Source organism: Thiorhodococcus minor, from assembly GCF_010820565.1.
Lineage (GTDB): Bacteria > Pseudomonadota > Gammaproteobacteria > Chromatiales > Chromatiaceae > Thiorhodococcus > Thiorhodococcus minor.
On record NZ_JAAIJQ010000011.1, the window covers coordinates 55,996 to 75,145 of the forward strand.

A 19,150-nucleotide genomic window follows, 5' to 3' on the forward strand; every position below is an offset into this window, starting at 1 on the left:
GTGTATTATCGCAGCCATGATCGAGCAAGCAAAAAGCGGTCGAGAGCGCCGCATTCAGACCAGGTATCTGGTCGACCTCCATGCGAAAGTGCGGGGTCGGAACCAGCTTCCGACGAATTGTCGGATTCGCAATATCTGCAATGGTGGCGTGCTCATGGAGACGGAGCTCAGCGAGCCCGAGCTGCCGTTTCAGCCGGGCGACCACGTCGATCTGCATTTCGATCTTCCCGACACCCAGAGCATGGATCCGGTCCAGGCGGTCGTCGAGGTCATGCATCGCGCCGACCGTGGGCTGGGCGCGCGCTTCATTCGGCTTGCCGGCGACGGGCGCTCGCGTCTGGCCCGCTTCATCAGCGAACGGGCCGCGGCGAGTCGTGACCCGGCGGGCGAGCTGGAATCGAACCCAGTCCGGCTGCGTGCGCGCGAGGTGCTTCAGGGTGTCGGCCAGCAACGCCTGGGCGGACTACTGGATTCGCTCCTCGAGACCTTGGTCGAAGAGCTTTGGGCCCATATCGAGCGTGCCGACAGCGATGTCGAGCGCACTCAGCTCTCGGGCGAGATCGGTGCGCTTGCGCGAGCCATCCACAATGAAGACTTCTCGGAGCGCCTCAAGGAGCAGCTGATCGGATCGCTCCAGAACGTCGGCAAGCCCGCGCCCGAGGGCGAATCGCCCGGAAAGCCCCCGGGGGGGGATTTGACGTCCGAAGGGCTGCAGCTGGTCGACCAGGAGGAGTTCGAGGTTTGGCTCGCGAAGTCGGAGCTGGCAAGCCGACTCGAGGAGGAGCTGAGAGAGCCGCTTGAGGCCTTGCGAACCCAGATCTCGGCGATCTTCCATGGCTCGCATCTCCCCATGGAGCCGATGGTGCTCGCTGAGACCATCGAGCAGATGCTCGGCGAGCTCGGCCTTGGTCCTCAGCTCCAGCGGACCGCCCTTCAGGCCGTCTCGACGCACTTGTCGCGCAATCTCGGCTCCTTCTATCGCGAGATGCTGCGGGCTTGGACGTCTGCCGGGCTCGCCGACCTGCAGCCGGCCGATCAAAATCCCGGAGCACAGGATCAGGTCCAAGGCGGCCCGGACATGGCGGGCGCAGCGCCGTCGATAGGCCCAGACGCGGTTGGCGAAACGCCGGGAGTCGAGCAGCCGCGGAGCCAAGGGCAGCCGATGCCGCCCGGTGGTGGCGGGACGCAGAATTTCCAGGATGCCAGGACGATCTCGCAGGCGGCCGGGCTGATGGCGGATATCCTCAGTCAGCATGCCCAGCGCCCCTACTATTATCCCGGCTTCGACCGGCGGGCGCCGCGTCCCTACGTCGGCGGGCGCCGTGTCGCCGATATGCTGGCTGGACTGCCACAGAGCTTTCAGATGCCCGAGACCGACGCCAGGCGTCCGCTCCGCGAGCTGGTGCAGCAATGGCTCCAGGCCGCCGAAGCCAAAGGCGGCAGCGAAGGGCCACCGCCTCCGATGGCCCCGCAGGTCGAGGAGCGCGTGGACGTGACGGATCGCCTCCTGTCGCTGATGCTCGCGGATCCTGCCGCTCCATCGCGCGTCAAGTCGCTGATCCGCCCTCTGACGACCCGCTTCCTGTCCATGGCGCTGACCGAGCCCGGCGGAGTCACGGACGCCAAGCTGCCGCTGATCAATCTCATCAACAAGCTCGAGCAGCTGGCGAATTACGCCCAGGGCGACGAGTCGTCGGACGACGGCTTCCGCAAGGAGCTGGAGGCCATCATCCAAAAGCTCGCCTCGGCTGAGACGCCTGACGAAAAGACCATCGATGAGGCCAGCAAGAAGGTCGACGACCTCGAGTCGCGCGCGGGACAGGAGTACAAGGACAACATCTCCAACTGGGTCAACATCTGCGAATCCAAGGAGCGGGCGCGCCTGGCGCGCGAAGAAGTTCGCGCGCGGCTGAACGAGACCTTTTCCGGCAAGCGCGTTCACAAGGTCATCCTCGAGCTCTTGGGCATCGGCTGGCGCAACCTGCTCGACCTCTGGTGCGCCAACGTCGGAATGCAGGGCGCGCGCTGGATTCACCATTGGGAGGTGCTGACCGGACTGCATGCGTACACCCGCGAAGCGCAGGGCGAAGTCGACCGAAACGACCTGCCAGAGCTCGACGCGCTCATCGAGGAGATTCGCTCCGGTCTGACCTATATGGGTATAGACCCCATCGTCGGCGACGAGCTGCTCGAGCGCATCGAGAACGCCATGCGGCGCGCGCGGGCATCGCTCAATCGCGAGCAGGATTATCTGGTCTTCAGTCCGCTGAAGCCGGATCCGGAGAGCGAGCCGGACAGGGTCCCTCAGGATCTGTCGGCCTCTGATTGGGAGCGGGCGCTCGATGACGTGGGGTCGCTCTCCGTCGGCTCCTTGATCTGGATGCGCTCCAAGGATGCGAGCAAGGCGCTGCGGCTGATTTGGCGCAATGACGACGGCTCGCGGCTGGCTGTGACGGACACCATGGGCAAGAAGGTCAAGGTGTTGAGGCGCAACCGGCTTGCCGAGGCCTTCGCCCGCGGCCAGGCACGCGCCCAGGCGCCGACCGGCAAGCGCATCGTCACCCGCGCGGCGGATGCCGCGCTCTCTGAGATGCAGGAGCGTCTCAAGTACCACGAGACCCATGACCCGCTGACCGGACTCTCGAACCAGCGCATGCTGGTCGGCTCGCTGACCCAGCTCATGATCCCCGAGCAGCGAAGCGCGTCCATGCACGCCCTGTGCTTTCTCGAGCTGGATCGCTACGACACCCTGACCGGAACCTTTGGGTTCTCGGTCGGCGAGCGCATGCTGATGGCGGTGGCTCGGCTCCTCGAGGGGGTCGTCGCGGACGCCGTGTGCCTGTCCTATTTGGGGGGCAGTCGCTTCGGTGTGCTGATGCCGGTAATGGACACGGATCACGCGGTCGAAGTGGGGGAGTCCGTGCGCGCCGGCTTGACGGTGCTGCCCTTCGATCTGCAGGACAAGCCGTTCCGTATCTCGGGCAGTCTGGGGCTCGCCATGCTGGCGGGAGACAATCTGAGTCCGGAGAAGATCGTCTCGGCGGCCAGCGTCGCCTGCCTCGCGGCCCAGCGCGAGGGTGGCGACCGGGTCGTCCTGTTCCGCGAGGATGACGAGGTCATCTCGCGTCAGCTCGATCACATGCGCAATTGGGCCAAGGCCGAGGATGTCATCAAGGCCGGCAGACGCAAGCTGCGCTATCAGCGCATCGTGCCCGTGGACGAGTCCTCCGAGCTCTCGCCCCATTGCGAGATTTTGCTGAGCGTCTACGACGAGGATGGCGTGCCGCTGCCGCTGCAGTCCTTCATCGCCGCGGCCGAGGCCTTCAACATGATGCGCGAGGTGGATCGGCAGGTGATCGAGGAGACCTTCAAATGGGTCAAGAACAATCCCGAGCGGGTGCGCGAGATTGGCGGGGTCGCCATCAATCTCTCCGGCCAGTCGCTGAGCGACCCGGATTTGCTGAGGTACATCAAGGCCGCGCTCGAGGAGTACGGCATCCCGATCGAGATGATCAGCTTCGAGGTGACGGAGACGGCCGCGATCGTCAATCTGGATCAGGCCGCCATCATCCTCGACGACATCAAGGCGCTTGGCTGCAAGATCGCCTTGGATGACTTCGGAGCCGGCATGTCATCCTACAGCTATCTGAAGCGGCTGCCCGTCGACTACGTCAAGATCGACGGGTCCTTCGTTCGGGATATCCTAGTCAGTCCGCAAGACCGCGAGATCGTGAAGTCGTTCAATGAGATCGCGCATTTCATGGGCAAGAAGACCATCGCAGAGTATGTCGAGAATCAGGAGATCCTCGAGCTTCTGCGGGATATCGGTGTCGATTTTGCCCAAGGCTATGCGATCGAGAAGCCGAAATTCATCGAGGAGCTGCGCCCACTCTGAGCGCTGCCCAGGTGTAGCCATTCCTGCGTTGAGCCGAGAACCTGTATCCGCATCTTTGGCGTGAGCCTGTGCCGCGCTTCGGGTCTTCGGAGTGCAGCGCCTGTCATCCTGGTCTGGAGTATCGTGACCAAGCACAACATTCCTTTACCCGAGGCGATCCCGGCGGAGCGCGAGGAGCTCGTGAGCGCCGACGGGATCCGTCTGGCTTACTACGTCGACCGTTCCGCGCAGGGGCGGCCTCTGCTGCTCATCCATAGCGTCAATGCCGCCGCGAGCAGCTACGAGGTGCGTCCGCTGTTCGAGCACTATGCCGGTCGTCGTCCCGTCTATAGTCTCGATCTGCCCGGGTTCGGGCATTCGGACCGCTCGCCGAGAGACTACAGCCCAGAGCGCTATGGGCATGCCATCGCCGAGCTCCTCGGCCGCGTGATCGGCGAGCCCGCCGACGTCCTCGCCCTCTCCCTGGGGTGCGAGTTTGCAGCGCGCGCCGCCTTGCTCGCGCCTGAGCGCCTGGCATCCCTGGCGTTGATCTCGCCGACAGGATTTGGCGCGAAGCCTATTCCAACGCCAAGCAAGTTTGGGGCTGCCGCGCGATTGCTGAGCCTTCCGGCACTGAGCCAGGGCCTTTACGACCTGGTGGCGTCGCGGCGTAGTATCTCCTATTTCCTCGGCCTCTGCTTCGTCGGAGATCCACCCGAGGCGATGATCGACTATGCCTATGCGACGTCGCACCAGCCCGGCGCGCGCCACGCGCCGCTCACCTTCCTCTCGATGCGCCTCTTCACGCCCGACGCCATCACGGCGCTTTACGAGCCTCTAGGGGCATTGCCCGTGCTCGTCATCGCCGATCAGGATCCCTTTGTCGGATTCGAGCGATTGGGGCCTTTTCTCCTGCAGCATCCTTCTTGGCGGCGCGTCGGGCTACCGCCTCACAGGGGGCTTCCCCAATGGGAGAGGCTCGAGGACACGCTGCTGACGCTGGATCAGTTCTGGGCGAGCTGAGCCCGGCGGCTAGGGCGATGGTCTCAGTCGATAGACTTCCTCACGCAGCGCGGTGAGTCCGCGCTGCTGGAAGTGTGGAGACTCGGCTAGGGCGTCGAAGCTGGCAAGGCGCTCGATCCGATAGGTTTCGCCATAGAGGCGCTCGACCTCGGTCCGGTGGACCGAGAAAGGCGGTCCGGTCATTTCGTCTTGGTCGTAGCTTAGCGTGACCAGGAGTGTGTCCACCCCGTTCGGGAAGAGCTGCCCCATTCTTGCCGCGTACCCAGGCCGCATGGAGGGCGGGAGCGCGATCAGGGATGCCCGGTCGAAGACGGCCTCCACGCCACTGAGGTCCCTGGACTCCAGCTCGAAGAAGTCGCCGCAGAGGACGGAAAGCTCATCCACGCAATAGCGTAGAAAGTGCCCCTCGCGACTGATGGCGGGGGTGAGGCGGTGCTCGGCGAACAGTTCCTCGACGGCGATCTGGCTGAGCTCGACGCCGACGACCTGGTACCCCTGGCTGACCAGCCATAAGAGGTCGAGCGTCTTGCCGCAGAGTGGTACGAAGACGGGACTGCCCTTGGGGAGGTCCAGCTTGTGCCAGTGGTCTTGAAGGTGGGAGTTGATCTCGTTCAGATGCCAGCCGATCTCGCGCCGCTGCCAGCGCTCGAGCCAAAATTCAGGTTCCATATCTTTAGTTGTCAGATGAGGTTTTTAGTTTAGAATTTTGTTTCGATTGATAAAGTTTCGTTTGACTTTGGGGCGGCGCACTGTCGCGAATGGGGCGACTCGCCTTGGCCGATAAAGCTCGTGCCGTTTCTGAGCTTCCGGCCTGATTATGTCATTTAAAAGCTCATTAAGATAGAGGGTTGCGGCGGTTTTAGAGATTATAGGTTAAGTCAGATCTGGGCCTTCAGTGGGAAATCGCCGCGACGTCGGCGACTTTTTTTGCTCCTGTCGTCGAATTCGAACGCCGCATTCGAGTACCGCATCTCGCTCTAGGTTTCGACCTCATCTTCGGTGTGGGCGACATCCGTGCTGGGGGTGTCGGCCTCTAGGCCGACACCTGCTGACCTGGGGGTCAACACTCCTAGCGTCAGCCGTTCCTGCAGCATAGGATGGAACTGAGTCGTCTCTCAGGCGCTTGCATGCGTTTGATGGTATGCGCTTGATCGCATGCGATTGTCCAGGTTGAGGAGTGCTCCACAGATCTGTCTCGCTCCGACGGTAAGCTTAACCGGACGAGTGGTCGGCGATCCCAGGATCCTGTCGACATCCATGTCAATCTGACGTCCCTTGGCATCTCGAGTCGCATGAGCCCGATGGCTGGCTGTGAGAAGGGGCCGCGCGCATCTTTCGATAGGACGATTTCCGTGACCCACAGCCCTGGCAGCACAGTTAGCGGCGAGCCGCGCGCCTCCGTCCCCGCGAGGGCCGACCTCGAGCTCGCCTTCAAAGCGGTCCGCAAGGCGCGCGTGCCTCAGATGCCGGATTTGATCTTCGCGCTAAGGCAGGAGCTGGCGCGTGACGAGCCTGACCTCAAGCATGCAGGGGATCTGGTGGCTCAGGATCCGGTGCTCACGGGCCAGGTCCTCAAGACGATCAATTCGCCCTTCTTCTACTGTCCCACCAGAATCAGTAGCGTTCATCGCGCCCTATCCATGCTGGGCTTGGAAAGGGTCGCCAATTTGGTGACCGCAGAGGCGGTCAGCCGTGTCCTCGATGCGAGCCAGGGGGCATCCCGGCTGGTTCGAGACGCCATCATGGAGCAGGCGCGCGGCGCGGCGACGGTTGCCGGTGTCGTTAGGGGCGTCGCTGCGGACGAGGCCTACCTCTTCGCCATGATGCAAGACGTCGGGAGCCTCATTTTCGCCGAGCTGGTCGAGAATTACGGCTCCGAATGGCTACTTCGGGCGCCGACGGCACCCAGGGCATTGATGGCGTATGAGCGCGGTCTGCTGGGTATCGATCACGCGACCGTCGGCTTCCTGCTCGCCGGGACATGGCGATTGCCGGATCACCTGGCGATCGCGATCTATCGGCACCATGTCGCGGACTTGCTCGGGATCGAGGATCCCAGGAGCCGAGCCCTGATCGCCGTCTCCTGGCTCGGGAGCTATCTGGCCGGTCTCTGTCACGGGTCCGAGGATGCCCCTGAGATGCAGGACGACTGCGAGGCGGCGCTCGATGAGCTCGCCATCGCAGAGGACGACTGGACTCGACTTCGCGCGCTCGCGGGCAGGCAGACCTAGTCCTTTGTCACCCGTCCCAGGTTCGAGTCGGGGCCTTGATCTCCGGTTGGACCTGGAGGGTGGACGAGCGAGAGAGACTGTGAGAGTAATCCAAGCGCACCGCGAAGATCGCAGATTGGTGTAGGTTGGGCCGACGCAGGGGGGCCAACAATCAAAGCGTTAGGCTAGCCGCCATGTTGGGCTTCGTACCTCAGCCCAACCTACGCAGAATTTCTTCACAGTCTCGAGAACGAAGTCCACCGATGCCCGCGCCGGCGTTGGTGGACTGCGCTGCCCTTACCCAGCCCACAACGGGAGTCCGGGCCAATCGATGACCGCCGCCCGAGTCGGAGATTCCCTTCCTCGATAGCCGGGCTCGACTCGGGCTTGCGGGGAGCTGCGGCACGTGCTCCGAGCGCGCTGCGCTTCCGGCCTGGTAACTGAGCTCCATGGCCCGTTATAATCCGCGATTTTCTCCGACGGGTCCGCCAATGATCGACACGAATCCGATTGCTCATCAAATCAACGATCTGAAGGGACGTTTGGAGTCCCTTAGGGGGTATCTTTGACTATGCTGAGCGCAAAGATCGCCTGACCGAAGTTCTGCGCGAGCTCGAGGATCCCGAGGTCTGGAGCGATCCGGAGCGGGCCCAGTCCCTCGGGCGCGAGCGAGCGATGCTCGAAGGTATCGTCGTCACCATCGACGAGATGACCGCGTCGCTCACGGATGCCGACGACTTGCTCGCGCTTGCGGCGGAGGAGGCCGACGAGGCGACCGCCCAGTCGCTCGAGGCGGATCTTGGCGAGTACGAGAGGCGTGTCGGCGAGCTGGAATTTCGCCGTATGTTCTCCGGCGAGACCGACCCGAACAATGCCTTCGTCGACGTGCAGGCGGGGTCCGGCGGTACCGAGGCGCAAGACTGGGCCGAGATGCTGCTGCGCATGTATCTGCGCTGGGGCGAGCGGCGTGGCCTCAAGACGGAGCTGATGGAGGTCTCGCCGGGCGAGGTCGCGGGTATCAAGTCCGCCACCATCAAGTTCGAGGGCGAGTACGCCTTCGGCTGGCTGCGCACTGAGACCGGCGTCCATCGCCTGGTGCGCAAGTCGCCGTTCGATTCGGGCAATCGGCGCCACACCTCCTTCGCGGCGGTCTTCGTGTCTCCAGAGATCGACGACAGCGTCGAGGTCGAGATCAATCCGGCGGATCTGCGCATCGACGTCTACCGCGCAAGCGGCGCGGGCGGTCAGCACGTCAACCGGACCGAGTCGGCCGTGCGAATCACCCATACGCCGACCGGCATCGTGACCCAGTGCCAGAACGACCGCTCCCAGCACAAGAACAAGGACCAGGCGATGAAGCAGCTCAAGGCCAAGCTCTACGAGCTCGAGATGCAGAAGCGTCAGGCAAGTCAGCAGATCGTTGAGGACAGCAAGTCCGACATCGGCTGGGGGAGCCAGATTCGCTCCTATGTGCTCGATCAGTCGCGCATCAAGGATTTGCGCACAGGTGTCGAGATTGGAAATACGCAGTCGGTGCTCGACGGCAATCTCGACCCCTTTATCGAGGCAAGTCTCAAGAGTGGCCTCTAGGCCACTGTTTATCGGCTGCTTCGTTGTCTCGTCGGCGAGTGTCATCTCGGTGCTCTCGCCGCTTCGCTTTTCAAGATTCACCATGAGGAGGCGCGCGCTTCCTCAGCGTGCGGGCCGCGCGGATCGCCGCGCCGCTCGTGTCGCCCAAGGTTCCGGAGACCCATGCCCACATGAGCCAGCATGACGAGCCGCAGTCTGCGGCACGCCCAGAGCAGACAGATGCCGCCGAGGACAACAAGCTGATCGCGCAGCGTCGCGAAAAGCTCGCTCAGCTTCGCGAGCGTGGCAACGCATTCCCCAATGATTTTCGGCGCGATGTCGTGGTCGGCGAGGTGCACGCGGAGTATGGCGAGCTCGACGCCGAGGCCCTGGAAGCGCGCGGGCTCCGGGTGAAGGTCGCCGGGCGCCTGATGACGCGACGCGTCATGGGGAAGGCGAGCTTTGCGCACATCAAGGACATGTCGGGGCGCATGCAGCTCTTCGTGCAGCGCGACCTCGTAGGCGAGGATGCCTACGCGAGCTTCAAGCGCGATCTGGACATCGGGGATATCCTCGGCGCCGAGGGTGTGCTCTTCCGCACAAAGACGGGCGAGCTCTCGATTCGCTGCGACAATATTCGTCTTCTAACCAAGGCGTTACGGCCATTACCTGAGAAGTTCCATGGGCTGACGGACATGGAGAGCCGGTATCGCCAGCGCTACCTCGATCTCATCGTGAACGACGGCACGCGTGCGACCTTTCGCCTGCGCACGGCCATCATTCAGTTCATCCGTGACTACCTGAACGGGCGCGGCTATCTCGAAGTCGAGACGCCCATGATGCAGGTGATCCCGGGCGGCGCTGTTGCGCGTCCCTTCATCACGCATCACAACGCGCTCGACATGCAGCTCTTCCTGCGCATCGCGCCCGAGCTCTTCCTCAAGCGCCTGGTCGTCGGCGGTTTCGAAAAGGTCTACGAGATCAATCGCAACTTCCGCAATGAGGGCCTCTCCACCAGGCACAATCCGGAATTCACCATGCTGGAGTTCTATGAGGCCTACGCGGACTACCGCGACCTCATGGATCTGACGGAAGACATGTTGCGCGATATGGCGACCGCGGTCCTGGGCCAGACGCAGATCCCGTATCAGGGGGCCACCTATGACTTCGGGCAGCCGTTCGCCCGACTCAGCGTGCGCGAGGCGATCCTCCAGTACAATCCCGAGCTCGGGCCAGCCGATATCGACGATCTGGAGCGCGCCCGCTCGCTCGCCGAGCGTCTCGGCATTCAGGTCAAGCCAAGCTGGGGGCTGGGCAAGCTGCAGCTCGAGGTCTTCGAGCAGACGGTGGAGACGCGGCTGATGGATCCGACCTTCATCACCCAGTATCCGACCGAGGTCTCGCCGCTGGCGCGGCGAAACGACGAGGATCCCTTCGTCACCGACAGGTTCGAGCTTTTCGTTGGCGGGCGGGAGATCGCCAACGGCTTTTCCGAGCTCAACGATGCCGAGGATCAGGCCGAGCGTTTCCGCCAGCAGGTTGCGGAAAAGGATGCTGGTGACCAGGAGGCCATGTACTTCGACGCCGATTATATTCGCGCGCTAGAGCATGGTATGCCGCCGACTGCGGGCGAGGGCATCGGAATCGATCGCCTGGTGATGCTCTTCACGGATTCGGCATCGATCCGCGATGTCCTCTTGTTCCCGCACATGCGGCCTGAGGGCGCTGCCTGAGCCAGCACCCTGGGGGCGGCTCTTGTGAGAGTGGATTGCCGCCTTCTTCGCGCGTCACTTAGGACGTCTTTTCGGCGGGCTCGGCCTCCGGGAATCCATAGGGAGGCGCCTGCAGATTGGTCAGGGTGGGACCATCCTCGCCCAGGCGGACGTCGCCGGCCTCGGCGGCCGCGATCTCCGTGACGATCAGAAGCGCATAGCGGTCCGAAGCCAGGGGCGCGGCCTCGACGACGCGGCCGTCGACTTGCCGGGACTGGCTCGCGGCCGAGTAGAGGGCATCGCCTGGCCGGGGTGGCGTCTGCGTTTCGGCCTCGGCCAGGTACATACGGCGCTTGAGCTTGCCGAGGAAGTGCATGCGCGCGACGACCTCTTGGCCGGTGTAGCAGCCTTTATGGAAACTGACGCCCTCGACGAGGTGCAGATTCGCCATCTGGGGGACGAAGGCCTCGACGGTCGCGTCATAGACGTTCGGCAAGCCGGCTTGGATGTCGAGCAGTCGCCAGGCGTCGATGCTCGCGGGCACGGCCCTCTCGGCGAGCTTGGTCCAGAGATCGGTCATCGCCGCGAGGGGTGCGAGCAGCTCGAACCTAGGCGTTGGCCCAGGAATGCGAATGAGGGTGACGGCTCCCGCGGTCGTGACGTCATTGCCCGGCGCAGGTGCCTCGAGCCCCTGGGCGGCCACCAGCTCCGTCGCACAATCGCCCGCCAGGCCGACCCGGATCAGCGCATCGCTGGCATCTGTCAGCCTGACCTTGCTGCGTAGGATGAACATGCCGAGGCGCTTGAGGCTCTCAGGTATGCGCTCGGCGGGCGTCTGCAGGTAGATCGTCTCGCCGCGCTGGAAGAGGCGGAAGAGCGCGAGCATCCGGCCCTTTTGGCTGCAGTGGGCGCTGAGCTGGCTGTAGGTATCTGAGACCTCGCGGATGTCGTTCGTGAGCTGACCTTGCAGGAAGGTCTTGGTATCGTCGCCGGCTGCGGCGATGAGGCCGAGGTGCGAGAGGTCGAAGAGCTGGCAGGGGATATCCTGAGCGGCCTCCGGGAAAGCCAGGTTGCCATCGGCATCGACTTCGGCGTGATAGCCGGTGAGAAAGTGCCGCCATTCGTTTGTCATGTTTCGTGCCTCGAGCCAGTTGGCATCGCTGGGGGCGACGCGTGGATCCATTGCGGCGATTCTCGGTGAATTCATCGAGAGCCGTAAAGTGGGGCCAGGCCGACCCTTGATGCAAGCCAGAGTGGCTTCGGGGCACATGGGCTCGACCTTTCAAGTTAAAGCAGATTCGGAGATTGAGCGCCTTGTCCATACACCAAGCGACACCGCCCGTGGATAGCCTCGTGCTCTACAAGGTGCGTCCTGCCCGAGTCGTGAGCGTCGGCGAGAAGATTGAGATCGAGCTCGACGGCGGTCAAAGCAAGCGGGTTCGTCCGAAGGACATCGAGCTGCTTCACCCCGGCCCGTTGCGCAATCTGGGCGAGCTGGTGCCTCAGGAAGGCGAGCTGACCGAGGCCTGGGAGCTGCTCGAGGGTGCCGAGACCAACCTCAAGGATCTGACCGAGCTGGCCTTCGATGATTTCACCCCGGCCACGGCCTGGGCCGCCTGGCAGCTGGTCGCCGAGGGGCTGAATTTCAGCGGTACGCCGCAAGCCATTCAGGCGCGCACGCGCGAGGTGGTCGAGCGCGAGCAGGCCGAGCGCGCGGCGAAGGAGGCGGCCGAGCGCGATTGGCAGGCGTTCCTGGATCGCATGGCGAAGGCGAAGCCTGGGCCCGAGGACGTGGGTCGGCTCGGCGAGATCGAGCGTCTTGCGCTGAGCAGGTCTGAGCACAGTCGCATCCTCGAGGCATTGGGGTATCAGCAGACGCCGGAGAGCGCTCACCGTGCCTTGGTCAAGGTCGGTCATTGGCAGGCACGCTTCAATCCGCACCCGCTGCGCTGCGGGATCCTCATGGAGGACCCGGCGCTGGAAGTTCCAGCGCTGTCCGACGAGCAGCGCCTCGACCTCACCCATCTGACGGCCTATGCGATCGACGATGAGGGCAGCTGCGATCCGGACGATGCGATCGCGCTGGAGGAGGGGCGGCTTTGGGTCCATGTGGCCGACGTGGCGGCCGTCGTCGCCCCGGAATCGCCGCTCGAGGCGGAGGCGCGCGCACGGGGGGCGAATCTCTATCTGCCCGAGGGCATTATCAACATGCTGCCCGCGGACGTTACCGAGCGTCTCGGTCTCGGCCTGCAAGATGTCTCGCCGGCACTGTCCTTCTCACTTCGCATCGATGCGGATGGGGCACTGACGGACATCGAGCTGCATCGCACCTGGGTGCGGGTCGAGCGGATGACCTATACACAGGCCGAGGAGCGCCTGGTCGCCGGGGATCCGGTACTGTCCGAGATGGCGAGCTTGTGCGGGCGGTTTCAGGCGCGGCGCCGGGCGAATGGCGCCAGTCGTCTCGATCTCCCCGAGGTCAGCGTCCGGGTCGAGGCGGAGGGGGTCAGGATTCGGCCCCTGCCGCGGCTCAGCAGCCGGGAGCTGGTGACGGACGCCATGCTTATGGCCGGAGAAGCGGCTGCGCGGCTTTGCGTCGACAACGCGATCCCGATCCCCTTCGCGACGCAGGTGGCGCCAGACAAGGCCGAGGGAGCGACGGATTTGGCCTCGATGTATGCGAGACGGCGCTGCTTCAAGCCGACCAAGCTGTCGATGACGCCGGACCTTCACGCCAGTCTTGGGCTGCCGCTCTATACCCGCGCGACCAGTCCGCTGCGGCGCTATTCGGACCTGCTCGTCCACCAGCAGCTTTGCGCTTGGCTCGCGGGCGCCCCTCTTATGGACGAGCAAGCGGTGCTCAGTCGTGTCGGCGAGGCTGATGCCGCCTCGGTCGCCATAAGACGCGGAGAAAGGCTCTCCAACCAGCACTGGAAGCTGGTGTTCCTCAGGGAGAATCCGGGCTGGAAGGGGGAAGGGGTGGTGGTTGGGCTCGATGAGCGCAAGGCCGTCGTCCTGCTGCCCGAGCTTGCCATGGAGGCGCGCGTGCGCCCCCGCGACGAGGCCGCGCTCAATCAGCGGTTGCGGTTGGCCGTGAGCGACGTCGACCTGCCCGACCTCAGCGCCAGCTTCCGCGTCCTTGGCGAAGCGGTCTAGCTATCGAGGCAGCCGAGCAATCTAGGCGGATTGGCACAGCGACGAGGCTTTCGAATCGGTGCCCTGACCGGAAATCGTCGCGCTAGTCGTGCGTCTCCTTGGCGTTCTCGGTTTTGGTCTCGTCCCTGTTACGGGTTACGATTCGTGGACGTGCGACTGGGCGGAAACTTGACCTTCGTCAGTGAGCGCTGTCGAGCGAATCGGTAGCCTTGCCTGCGTCCTGGTCTCAGGCTGCGACTGACTGGGGTCAAGGGTGCTTCCTTCGAGCGGGCGGGCCTAGGTCTCGGCGGGAAAAAAGTGGCCTGGGTCACAGACCCAGGCCACTTTCCATGACAGCGTCGCTCCTCGACGGCCGCTTTCGGCTAGCCGAGGCCTTCCGGTCGGACTGTCTTAAGCTGCCTTAGGCGCCCCAGGTCCGGACTGCGCCCGTATCGACGTGTACGAAGTCCGAGCGTCTGTAGTAGCCGACGCCGCCCCGGCCCAGCTTAACCGCTGCGTCACGAAGGGAGCGGGTCGACAAGTCGGGGAAGCGAATGTCCATCGCTTGCCCCTTGATGTGCAGGCTGTTCTTGGCGACGCCACTGGAAGCGCGGCGAAGCTTCGCGTTTGTGGCTGGCGAGCGGTAGGCGCTGATGATGTGGAAGCGGGCGTCGCGGTCGCCTAGCGACACCTTGAGATCATAGAGCAGGTCGAAGAGACGCGGATCCATGCGAGCGATATCGCCGGTCCTGAAGTCGCGGAAGAAATGATTCAACTGCTGCAGCGCGGAGCGCTGGTAGCGTTCGCCAATTCGGTAGGTGACGTCGATCCGGTCTTCAGTATGAAGATGGTAGAAAGACAAGGTGCGTGCTTGGTCGAATGAACGATGAAAGGTGCGTCCAGCAAAAGCGGGTGCGGCAGCTGCGGATAGCGCAGCCCCCAAGAAATAACGTCGATTCATGCTCCCCCCGGTACATTTAAGACGTCTGCTATCTCTAGTGTGGGAAATTATAAGCAAGCCGATGAAGAAAGCAATGAGAATTTTCTTCGCGAGATTCCTTAGCAAAGGTTTGAGTGATTTCTGATTGAGCTTTAACTAAATTGCATGAAGAGTTAATTGTAAATGTCAAGAAAAAAAGGAATTTTAATGAATCCTTAATAAAGCGGATGAGCGGACTTTAACGCACTTGAGGTCGCTTGAAAAGACTCGCGCATGGGGGCGGAAAACGTGACTTTTGCCTCGTTTCACATGTTTTCTCCACGATGGCGCGAGCAAATTGGGCTATGATTAAGCTGCTTGCAAAATCCGGGAGTTGATCGATGTATCGACCATTGAGGATCTTTCTTCTCGTCGCTGCCGTTGGGTCCGCGCCACTCGCTGCCGTGCATGCGGACGTCTTCAAGTATGTCGATGGCTCGGGGAATGTGTATTTCACGGACACGCCATTGAAAGGGAACCGCTATAAGCTCGAATGGCATCGCGAAGCACGTAAGCTCGTGCGCAAGAGCCAGCAAAGCTACGTGGTTGACAAGAAAGGCCGGATCATTACCGCGCGCGGCCGGGTCCTGTCCGGCAAGACCAAGCCGCTGAGCAAGTCCCTGGCAAAGCGCCGGGCGGGCGTCGAGCACCTGGTTCAGGCCAATGCGCGGCGCTACGGTCTCTCGCCAGCCCTCTTGCACGCCGTCATCCGCGCCGAGTCCGCCTACAAGCACAAGGCGGTATCACACGCGGGCGCTCAGGGCCTGATGCAGTTGATGCCGGCGACGGCGCGGCGCTATGGGGTCGGGAACGTGTTCGATCCGGCGGAGAACATTCGTGGCGGAGCGGCCTACCTCAGGGATCTGCTCGACATGTTCGACCAGGACGTCAAGCTCGCGCTGGCTGGCTACAACGCAGGCGAGGGCGCGGTGCTCAAGTATGGACGCTCTATTCCGCCTTATCGGGAGACCCAGAACTACGTGCGGAAGGTTCTGAAATACTATGGCGCCGAGCGCCCCTCGAGCTTCATCATGACGGCTCGTTAGACGTCAGGCGCTCGGCCTCGTCGCCTGGCGCATCCGCGCCACCCCACTTTCCGGTCAGTCCTCTCCGATCACGCGCTCGTCGCGTGGCCTGGAGAGGAGTTTTTCTGCCTCGCCCTGCTGCTTTGCGAAGATGAGTCGATACTCGACTCCGGTGTCGCGCGGCTCCTCCGCGCGCCGGCCGCGCACGATGTCGCGGGCGTCCTGGTAACCATCACAGGTCTCGATGTACTCCAGGATTCGAGGTGGTGAGATCTTGTAGACGAAATACGGCATGGTTTTGGACTCGAGTCTGGCAGTGGTAAACGCATGGAAGTGAAGGCGTCGATTTTCGATTGGTCCGGCCTCCCGTTCTAGGCTGGACAAGCGCAGCGCAGTCCGCCAACAGCATGGGATTCGGTGGACTTCGCTCTCGAGACTGTGAGAGTCATCCAAGCGCACCGCGAAGATCGCAGATTGCTGTAGGTTGGGCCGACGCAGGAAGCCCAACAATCAAAGCGTTAGGCTAGCCGCCATGTTGGGCTTCGTACCTCAGCCCAACCTACGCAGAATTTCTTCACAGTCTCTCTCGCTGGTCCACCTTGCCGGTCCAACTGACGATCGAGGCCGAGATCAGGACCGTCGGCAGTCTCAAGCGATCGCCCGACAGGGATGCGCTCTGCAAGCCAACGAGGCTCCTCCGGCAAGGTCCAGATGCTGTCCTCAATCTTGGGCGCTGTCCTTCCGCGCCTTCTATTGACTTCAGGCATCCCCTTGGGATTGCTCACCGATGGATGCTGACCGACGGAAAGCGCTTGGCGCCGGCACGTGAAAGACGGCGAGTTTAGCCTAATCCGCTATCGGATTCCCGAGGCGGGCCTCAGAGAAAATTGTTGGCTCCATAAGCAGATCCTTGTAAACCCATGGCGGAAGCCGTGGTATCGTGCGGCCGTTCGGATTCCTCAATCGTTCGAGCCTTGGGGCATTGAGATGACAGCGGACGCGCGTCACCCATGACCTTCCCCGCTGCTAGCCTGCCGACCACTGGGGCGGTGAGTATCCGAAGCTGTCGACAGATCGTTGCGCGGGCTTGACGGCCGAGTGCAGATCGCCGGGGAGACGCAGTCTCCGTCAGGCCCGCGAAGCTCTGTCTCGATCAGGATTCGAGGACAGCGTTGTTTGAGAACCGCGCCCCTCGGCGCGGCGCAGACAGTCCAAGTGCAGCGCGCCCTGCGGACTCGCGAGAGCCCTCGAGCGGCCGCGCCGCGTTCACAGCACTCTAAGCAAACCGTCTCATCCGCTTTGTCCGCAACCGACTGCTGGACACCGGATGAAGCCGAGAGGAGAGACAGGCGATGATCAAACCCGTGGGCTCCGACGTCCTCAAGCCTTTGTTTGTCTACGATGCGGATCAGCATCACGCGCTCCTGCGTGAGGCGGAGACGCTGCCGCAGGTCCTGATCGGCTCTCAGGCCGCGGGCAACGCGGTGATGATGGGGGGCGGCTACTTCAGTCCCTTGCCCGGCTTCATGAATCTCGCCGACGCACTCAGTGTCGCCGAGACCATGCGTATGACGAACGGTCGGTTCTTTCCCGTTCCGGTGCTTTGCTTGCTGGAGGATGTCAACGCCATTGGCGACGCGAAGCGCATCGCGCTGCGCGACCCGAACATGGACGGGCATCCTGTCCTGGCGATCATGGACGTCGAGGCCATCGAAGAGGTCTCGGACGAGCAGATGGCGACCATGACGGAGAAGGTTTACCGCACGCTGGATAGGGAGCACCCTGGTGTCGCGACCTTCAATGGTCAGGGGCGCTTCGCGGTCTCCGGCCCGATTCGAGTGCTCAGCTTCTCTTACTTCCAGGCCGATTTTCCCGATACCTTCCGGACGGCGGTGGAGATTCGCAACGAGATCGCCGAGCGCGGCTGGAAGCGGGTGGTGGCCTTCCAGACCCGCAACCCGATGCACCTGGCGCACGAAGAGTTGTGTCACATGGCGATGGAGCGGCTCGACTGCGATGGCTTGGTCATCCACATGCTGCTCGGCAAGCTCAAGCCGGGCGACATCCCGGCGCCAGTGCGCGATGCGGCCATCCGCAAGATGGTGGAGCTGTACTTCCCGCCGAACAGCGCCATGGTGACCGGATACGGCTTCGACATGCTCTATGCCGGGCCGCGCGAGGCCGTGCTCCATGCCTATTTCCGCCAGAACATAGGGGCGACCCATTTCATCATCGGGCGCGACCACGCCGGTGTTGGGGATTACTACGGCGCCTTCGATGCGCAGGCGATCTTCGACGAAGAGGTGCCGGAGGGCGCCCTCGACATCGAGATCTTCAAGGCCGACCACACGGCCTACTCCAAGAAGCTCAACCGGGTCGTGATGATGTGTGAGGCGCCGGACCACACCAAAGAAGACTTCGTGCTGCTATCCGGCACCAAGGTGCGCGAGATGCTGGGCAACGGCATTGCTCCGCCGCCCGAGTTCTCGCGGCCTGAGGTCGCGCAGATCCTCATGGACTACTATCAGTCATCGAAATAAATCGCTGATCTAGAAGCGCTAATAAGCCCGTCGCGACTCTGTTGCGGCGGGCTTTTTCGTGTCGGGTCAACGGAGGTTCTTCTTGTACGACGGGACCACTGCGTTGCGTGCCTTCGAGAAGTTGGCGAACTCCATGGTGACGCTGGCCAGCTCGACACCCGAGAAGTCGGCGTTTGCCACATCTGCTCGGTGTAGGATGGCGCCGCCGAGGATGGCGTCCCTGAGGTCCGCGTCGGTCAGCTTGGCGTGCCTGAAGTTGGTGTCCTGCGCGGAGACGCTGCGCATCTTGGCGCCGCTCAAGTCAGCGCCTTCGAAGTTGGCGAGGTTGATGACCGTGAAGCCATCCGCGGTCGCGGAGGTGAGATCCGCTTCGTGCAGACTGGCGCGCACCAGGCTGGCGTCGTTCAGGTGGCAATCGCGCAGGTCGGCGTGACAGAGATTCGCTTCGCGCAGATTGGCCTTGATGAAGAGTGCCTTGGCGGCCGTGACGTGGCAGAGGTCGCTGCCATGGAAGTCGGTGCCGCGTAGGTCGGCGCTCCGCAAGTCGGCGCCCTTGAGCTTTGCATAGCGAACCTCGGCGCTGCGCAGATCCGCGCGAGCCAGCTTGGCGCCCTCCAGATTGGCCCCATTCAGCATGGCCGCCCGCGATGGGTGCGCAGCACCTAGCCGGGCGCGCGATAGGTTGGCGCCGGAGAGATCCGCGTCCTTGAGATGGGCGCCGACCAGGATTGCGTCGACCAGAATTGCGCCTTCGAGGCAGGCACCGTTCAGGTCGCTTGAGGTCAGGTCGGCGCCGGTGAGGTTGGCGCCTCTGAGGTTGGCGCCGTTTAGGGTCATGTCTCTGAGATCCGCGCCCACGAGTGAATCGGCGTCGACGGTTTCCAGGATCTCGCCCGTCTCGCGATCTTTGATCTCTAACATTGCGCGTGTCCTCTGGATGTTGGCCGTGGTTTTGTTATCGAAGCCGCGCTCCCGACTGTATCATTCGGTCGAGACCGCATCTGCTCCGGAGGAGCGGCCCAGTTGCCTTCTACTACAAGCTTAGCTGGCGCCGATGAATTCGGGCCTTGGGCCAGGGCGTTG

At 63.0% G+C, this 19,150-nt stretch carries 13 protein-coding genes; 8 read left to right on the top strand and 5 right to left on the bottom strand.

Features of this window, described 5'->3' with window-relative positions:
* Positions 1-16 precede the first annotated feature (16 nt).
* Both G3446_RS05465 and G3446_RS05470 read left to right on the top strand, forming a co-directional pair.
* Positions 17-3,895: a DUF1631 family protein gene (locus G3446_RS05465; protein ID WP_245232327.1), complete on the top strand. Its 3,879-nt coding sequence runs from the start codon at positions 17-19 to the stop codon at positions 3,893-3,895.
* A 123-nt stretch (positions 3,896-4,018) separates the two neighbouring features.
* Positions 4,019-4,897: an alpha/beta hydrolase gene (locus tag G3446_RS05470; protein WP_342450044.1), complete on the top strand. Its 879-nt coding sequence runs from the start codon at positions 4,019-4,021 to the stop codon at positions 4,895-4,897.
* A 9-nt stretch (positions 4,898-4,906) separates the two neighbouring features.
* On the opposite strand, the gene G3446_RS05475 is transcribed toward G3446_RS05470, so the two are convergent.
* Positions 4,907-5,566, bottom strand: a complete 660-nt coding sequence (locus G3446_RS05475; RefSeq protein ID WP_164451490.1) for a thiopurine S-methyltransferase — start codon at positions 5,564-5,566, stop codon at positions 4,907-4,909.
* Between the two features lie 683 nt (positions 5,567-6,249).
* On the opposite strand from G3446_RS05475, the gene G3446_RS05480 reads away from it, so the two are divergent.
* The 3 genes from G3446_RS05480 (at position 6,250) to lysS (ending at position 10,409) form a co-directional block, all read left to right on the top strand.
* A complete protein-coding gene (locus G3446_RS05480) occupies positions 6,250-7,128 on the top strand; it encodes an HDOD domain-containing protein (protein WP_342450045.1) in 879 nt (292 codons plus the stop codon).
* 470 nt (positions 7,129-7,598) lie between these two features.
* Positions 7,599-8,697, top strand: a protein-coding gene (gene prfB, locus G3446_RS05485; protein WP_164451494.1) for a peptide chain release factor 2 whose coding sequence is annotated in 2 segments (ribosomal slippage) — positions 7,599-7,673 and positions 7,675-8,697 — 1,098 coding nt in all. Because the reading frame shifts where the segments join, the coding sequence is not laid out codon by codon here.
* 170 nt (positions 8,698-8,867) lie between these two features.
* Positions 8,868-10,409, top strand: coding sequence for a lysine--tRNA ligase (gene lysS / locus G3446_RS05490; RefSeq protein ID WP_164451496.1), 1,542 nt, complete (start codon positions 8,868-8,870; stop codon positions 10,407-10,409).
* Between the two features lie 58 nt (positions 10,410-10,467).
* On the opposite strand, the gene ygfZ is transcribed toward lysS, so the two are convergent.
* On the bottom strand, positions 10,468-11,520 hold the full coding sequence (gene ygfZ / locus G3446_RS05495) for a CAF17-like 4Fe-4S cluster assembly/insertion protein YgfZ (RefSeq protein WP_164451498.1): 1,053 nt from the start codon (positions 11,518-11,520) through the stop codon (positions 10,468-10,470).
* Between the two features lie 182 nt (positions 11,521-11,702).
* On the opposite strand from ygfZ, the gene G3446_RS05500 reads away from it, so the two are divergent.
* Positions 11,703-13,544 carry an RNB domain-containing ribonuclease gene (locus tag G3446_RS05500; protein WP_164451500.1) on the top strand — a complete coding sequence of 614 codons (1,842 nt, stop codon included), beginning with the start codon at positions 11,703-11,705 and terminating at the stop codon, positions 13,542-13,544.
* 400 nt (positions 13,545-13,944) lie between these two features.
* Here the strand turns inward: G3446_RS05500 and mepK are convergent, their stop codons facing one another.
* Positions 13,945-14,484 (bottom strand): peptidoglycan L,D-endopeptidase MepK, encoded by a 540-nt coding sequence (mepK, locus tag G3446_RS05505; protein ID WP_164451548.1) that lies wholly within the window; start codon positions 14,482-14,484, stop codon positions 13,945-13,947.
* A 359-nt stretch (positions 14,485-14,843) separates the two neighbouring features.
* Here mepK and G3446_RS05510 point away from each other — a divergent pair, with 359 nt between their 5' ends.
* Positions 14,844-15,548, top strand: coding sequence for a lytic transglycosylase domain-containing protein (locus G3446_RS05510; RefSeq protein ID WP_164451502.1), 705 nt, complete (start codon positions 14,844-14,846; stop codon positions 15,546-15,548).
* Positions 15,549-15,602: 54 nt separating this feature from the next.
* Here G3446_RS05510 and G3446_RS05515 read toward each other — a convergent pair whose 3' ends face one another.
* Entirely contained in the window at positions 15,603-15,821 is a 219-nt protein-coding gene (locus G3446_RS05515; protein WP_164451504.1) for a hypothetical protein, read from the bottom strand.
* A gap of 1,058 nt (positions 15,822-16,879) precedes the next feature.
* On the opposite strand from G3446_RS05515, the gene sat reads away from it, so the two are divergent.
* Positions 16,880-18,067 carry a sulfate adenylyltransferase gene (sat, locus tag G3446_RS05520; RefSeq protein WP_164451506.1) on the top strand — a complete coding sequence of 396 codons (1,188 nt, stop codon included), beginning with the start codon at positions 16,880-16,882 and terminating at the stop codon, positions 18,065-18,067.
* A 66-nt stretch (positions 18,068-18,133) separates the two neighbouring features.
* Here the strand turns inward: sat and G3446_RS05525 are convergent, their stop codons facing one another.
* Positions 18,134-18,988 (bottom strand): pentapeptide repeat-containing protein, encoded by an 855-nt coding sequence (locus G3446_RS05525; protein WP_164451508.1) that lies wholly within the window; start codon positions 18,986-18,988, stop codon positions 18,134-18,136.
* Between the last annotated feature and the right edge of the window lie 162 nt (positions 18,989-19,150).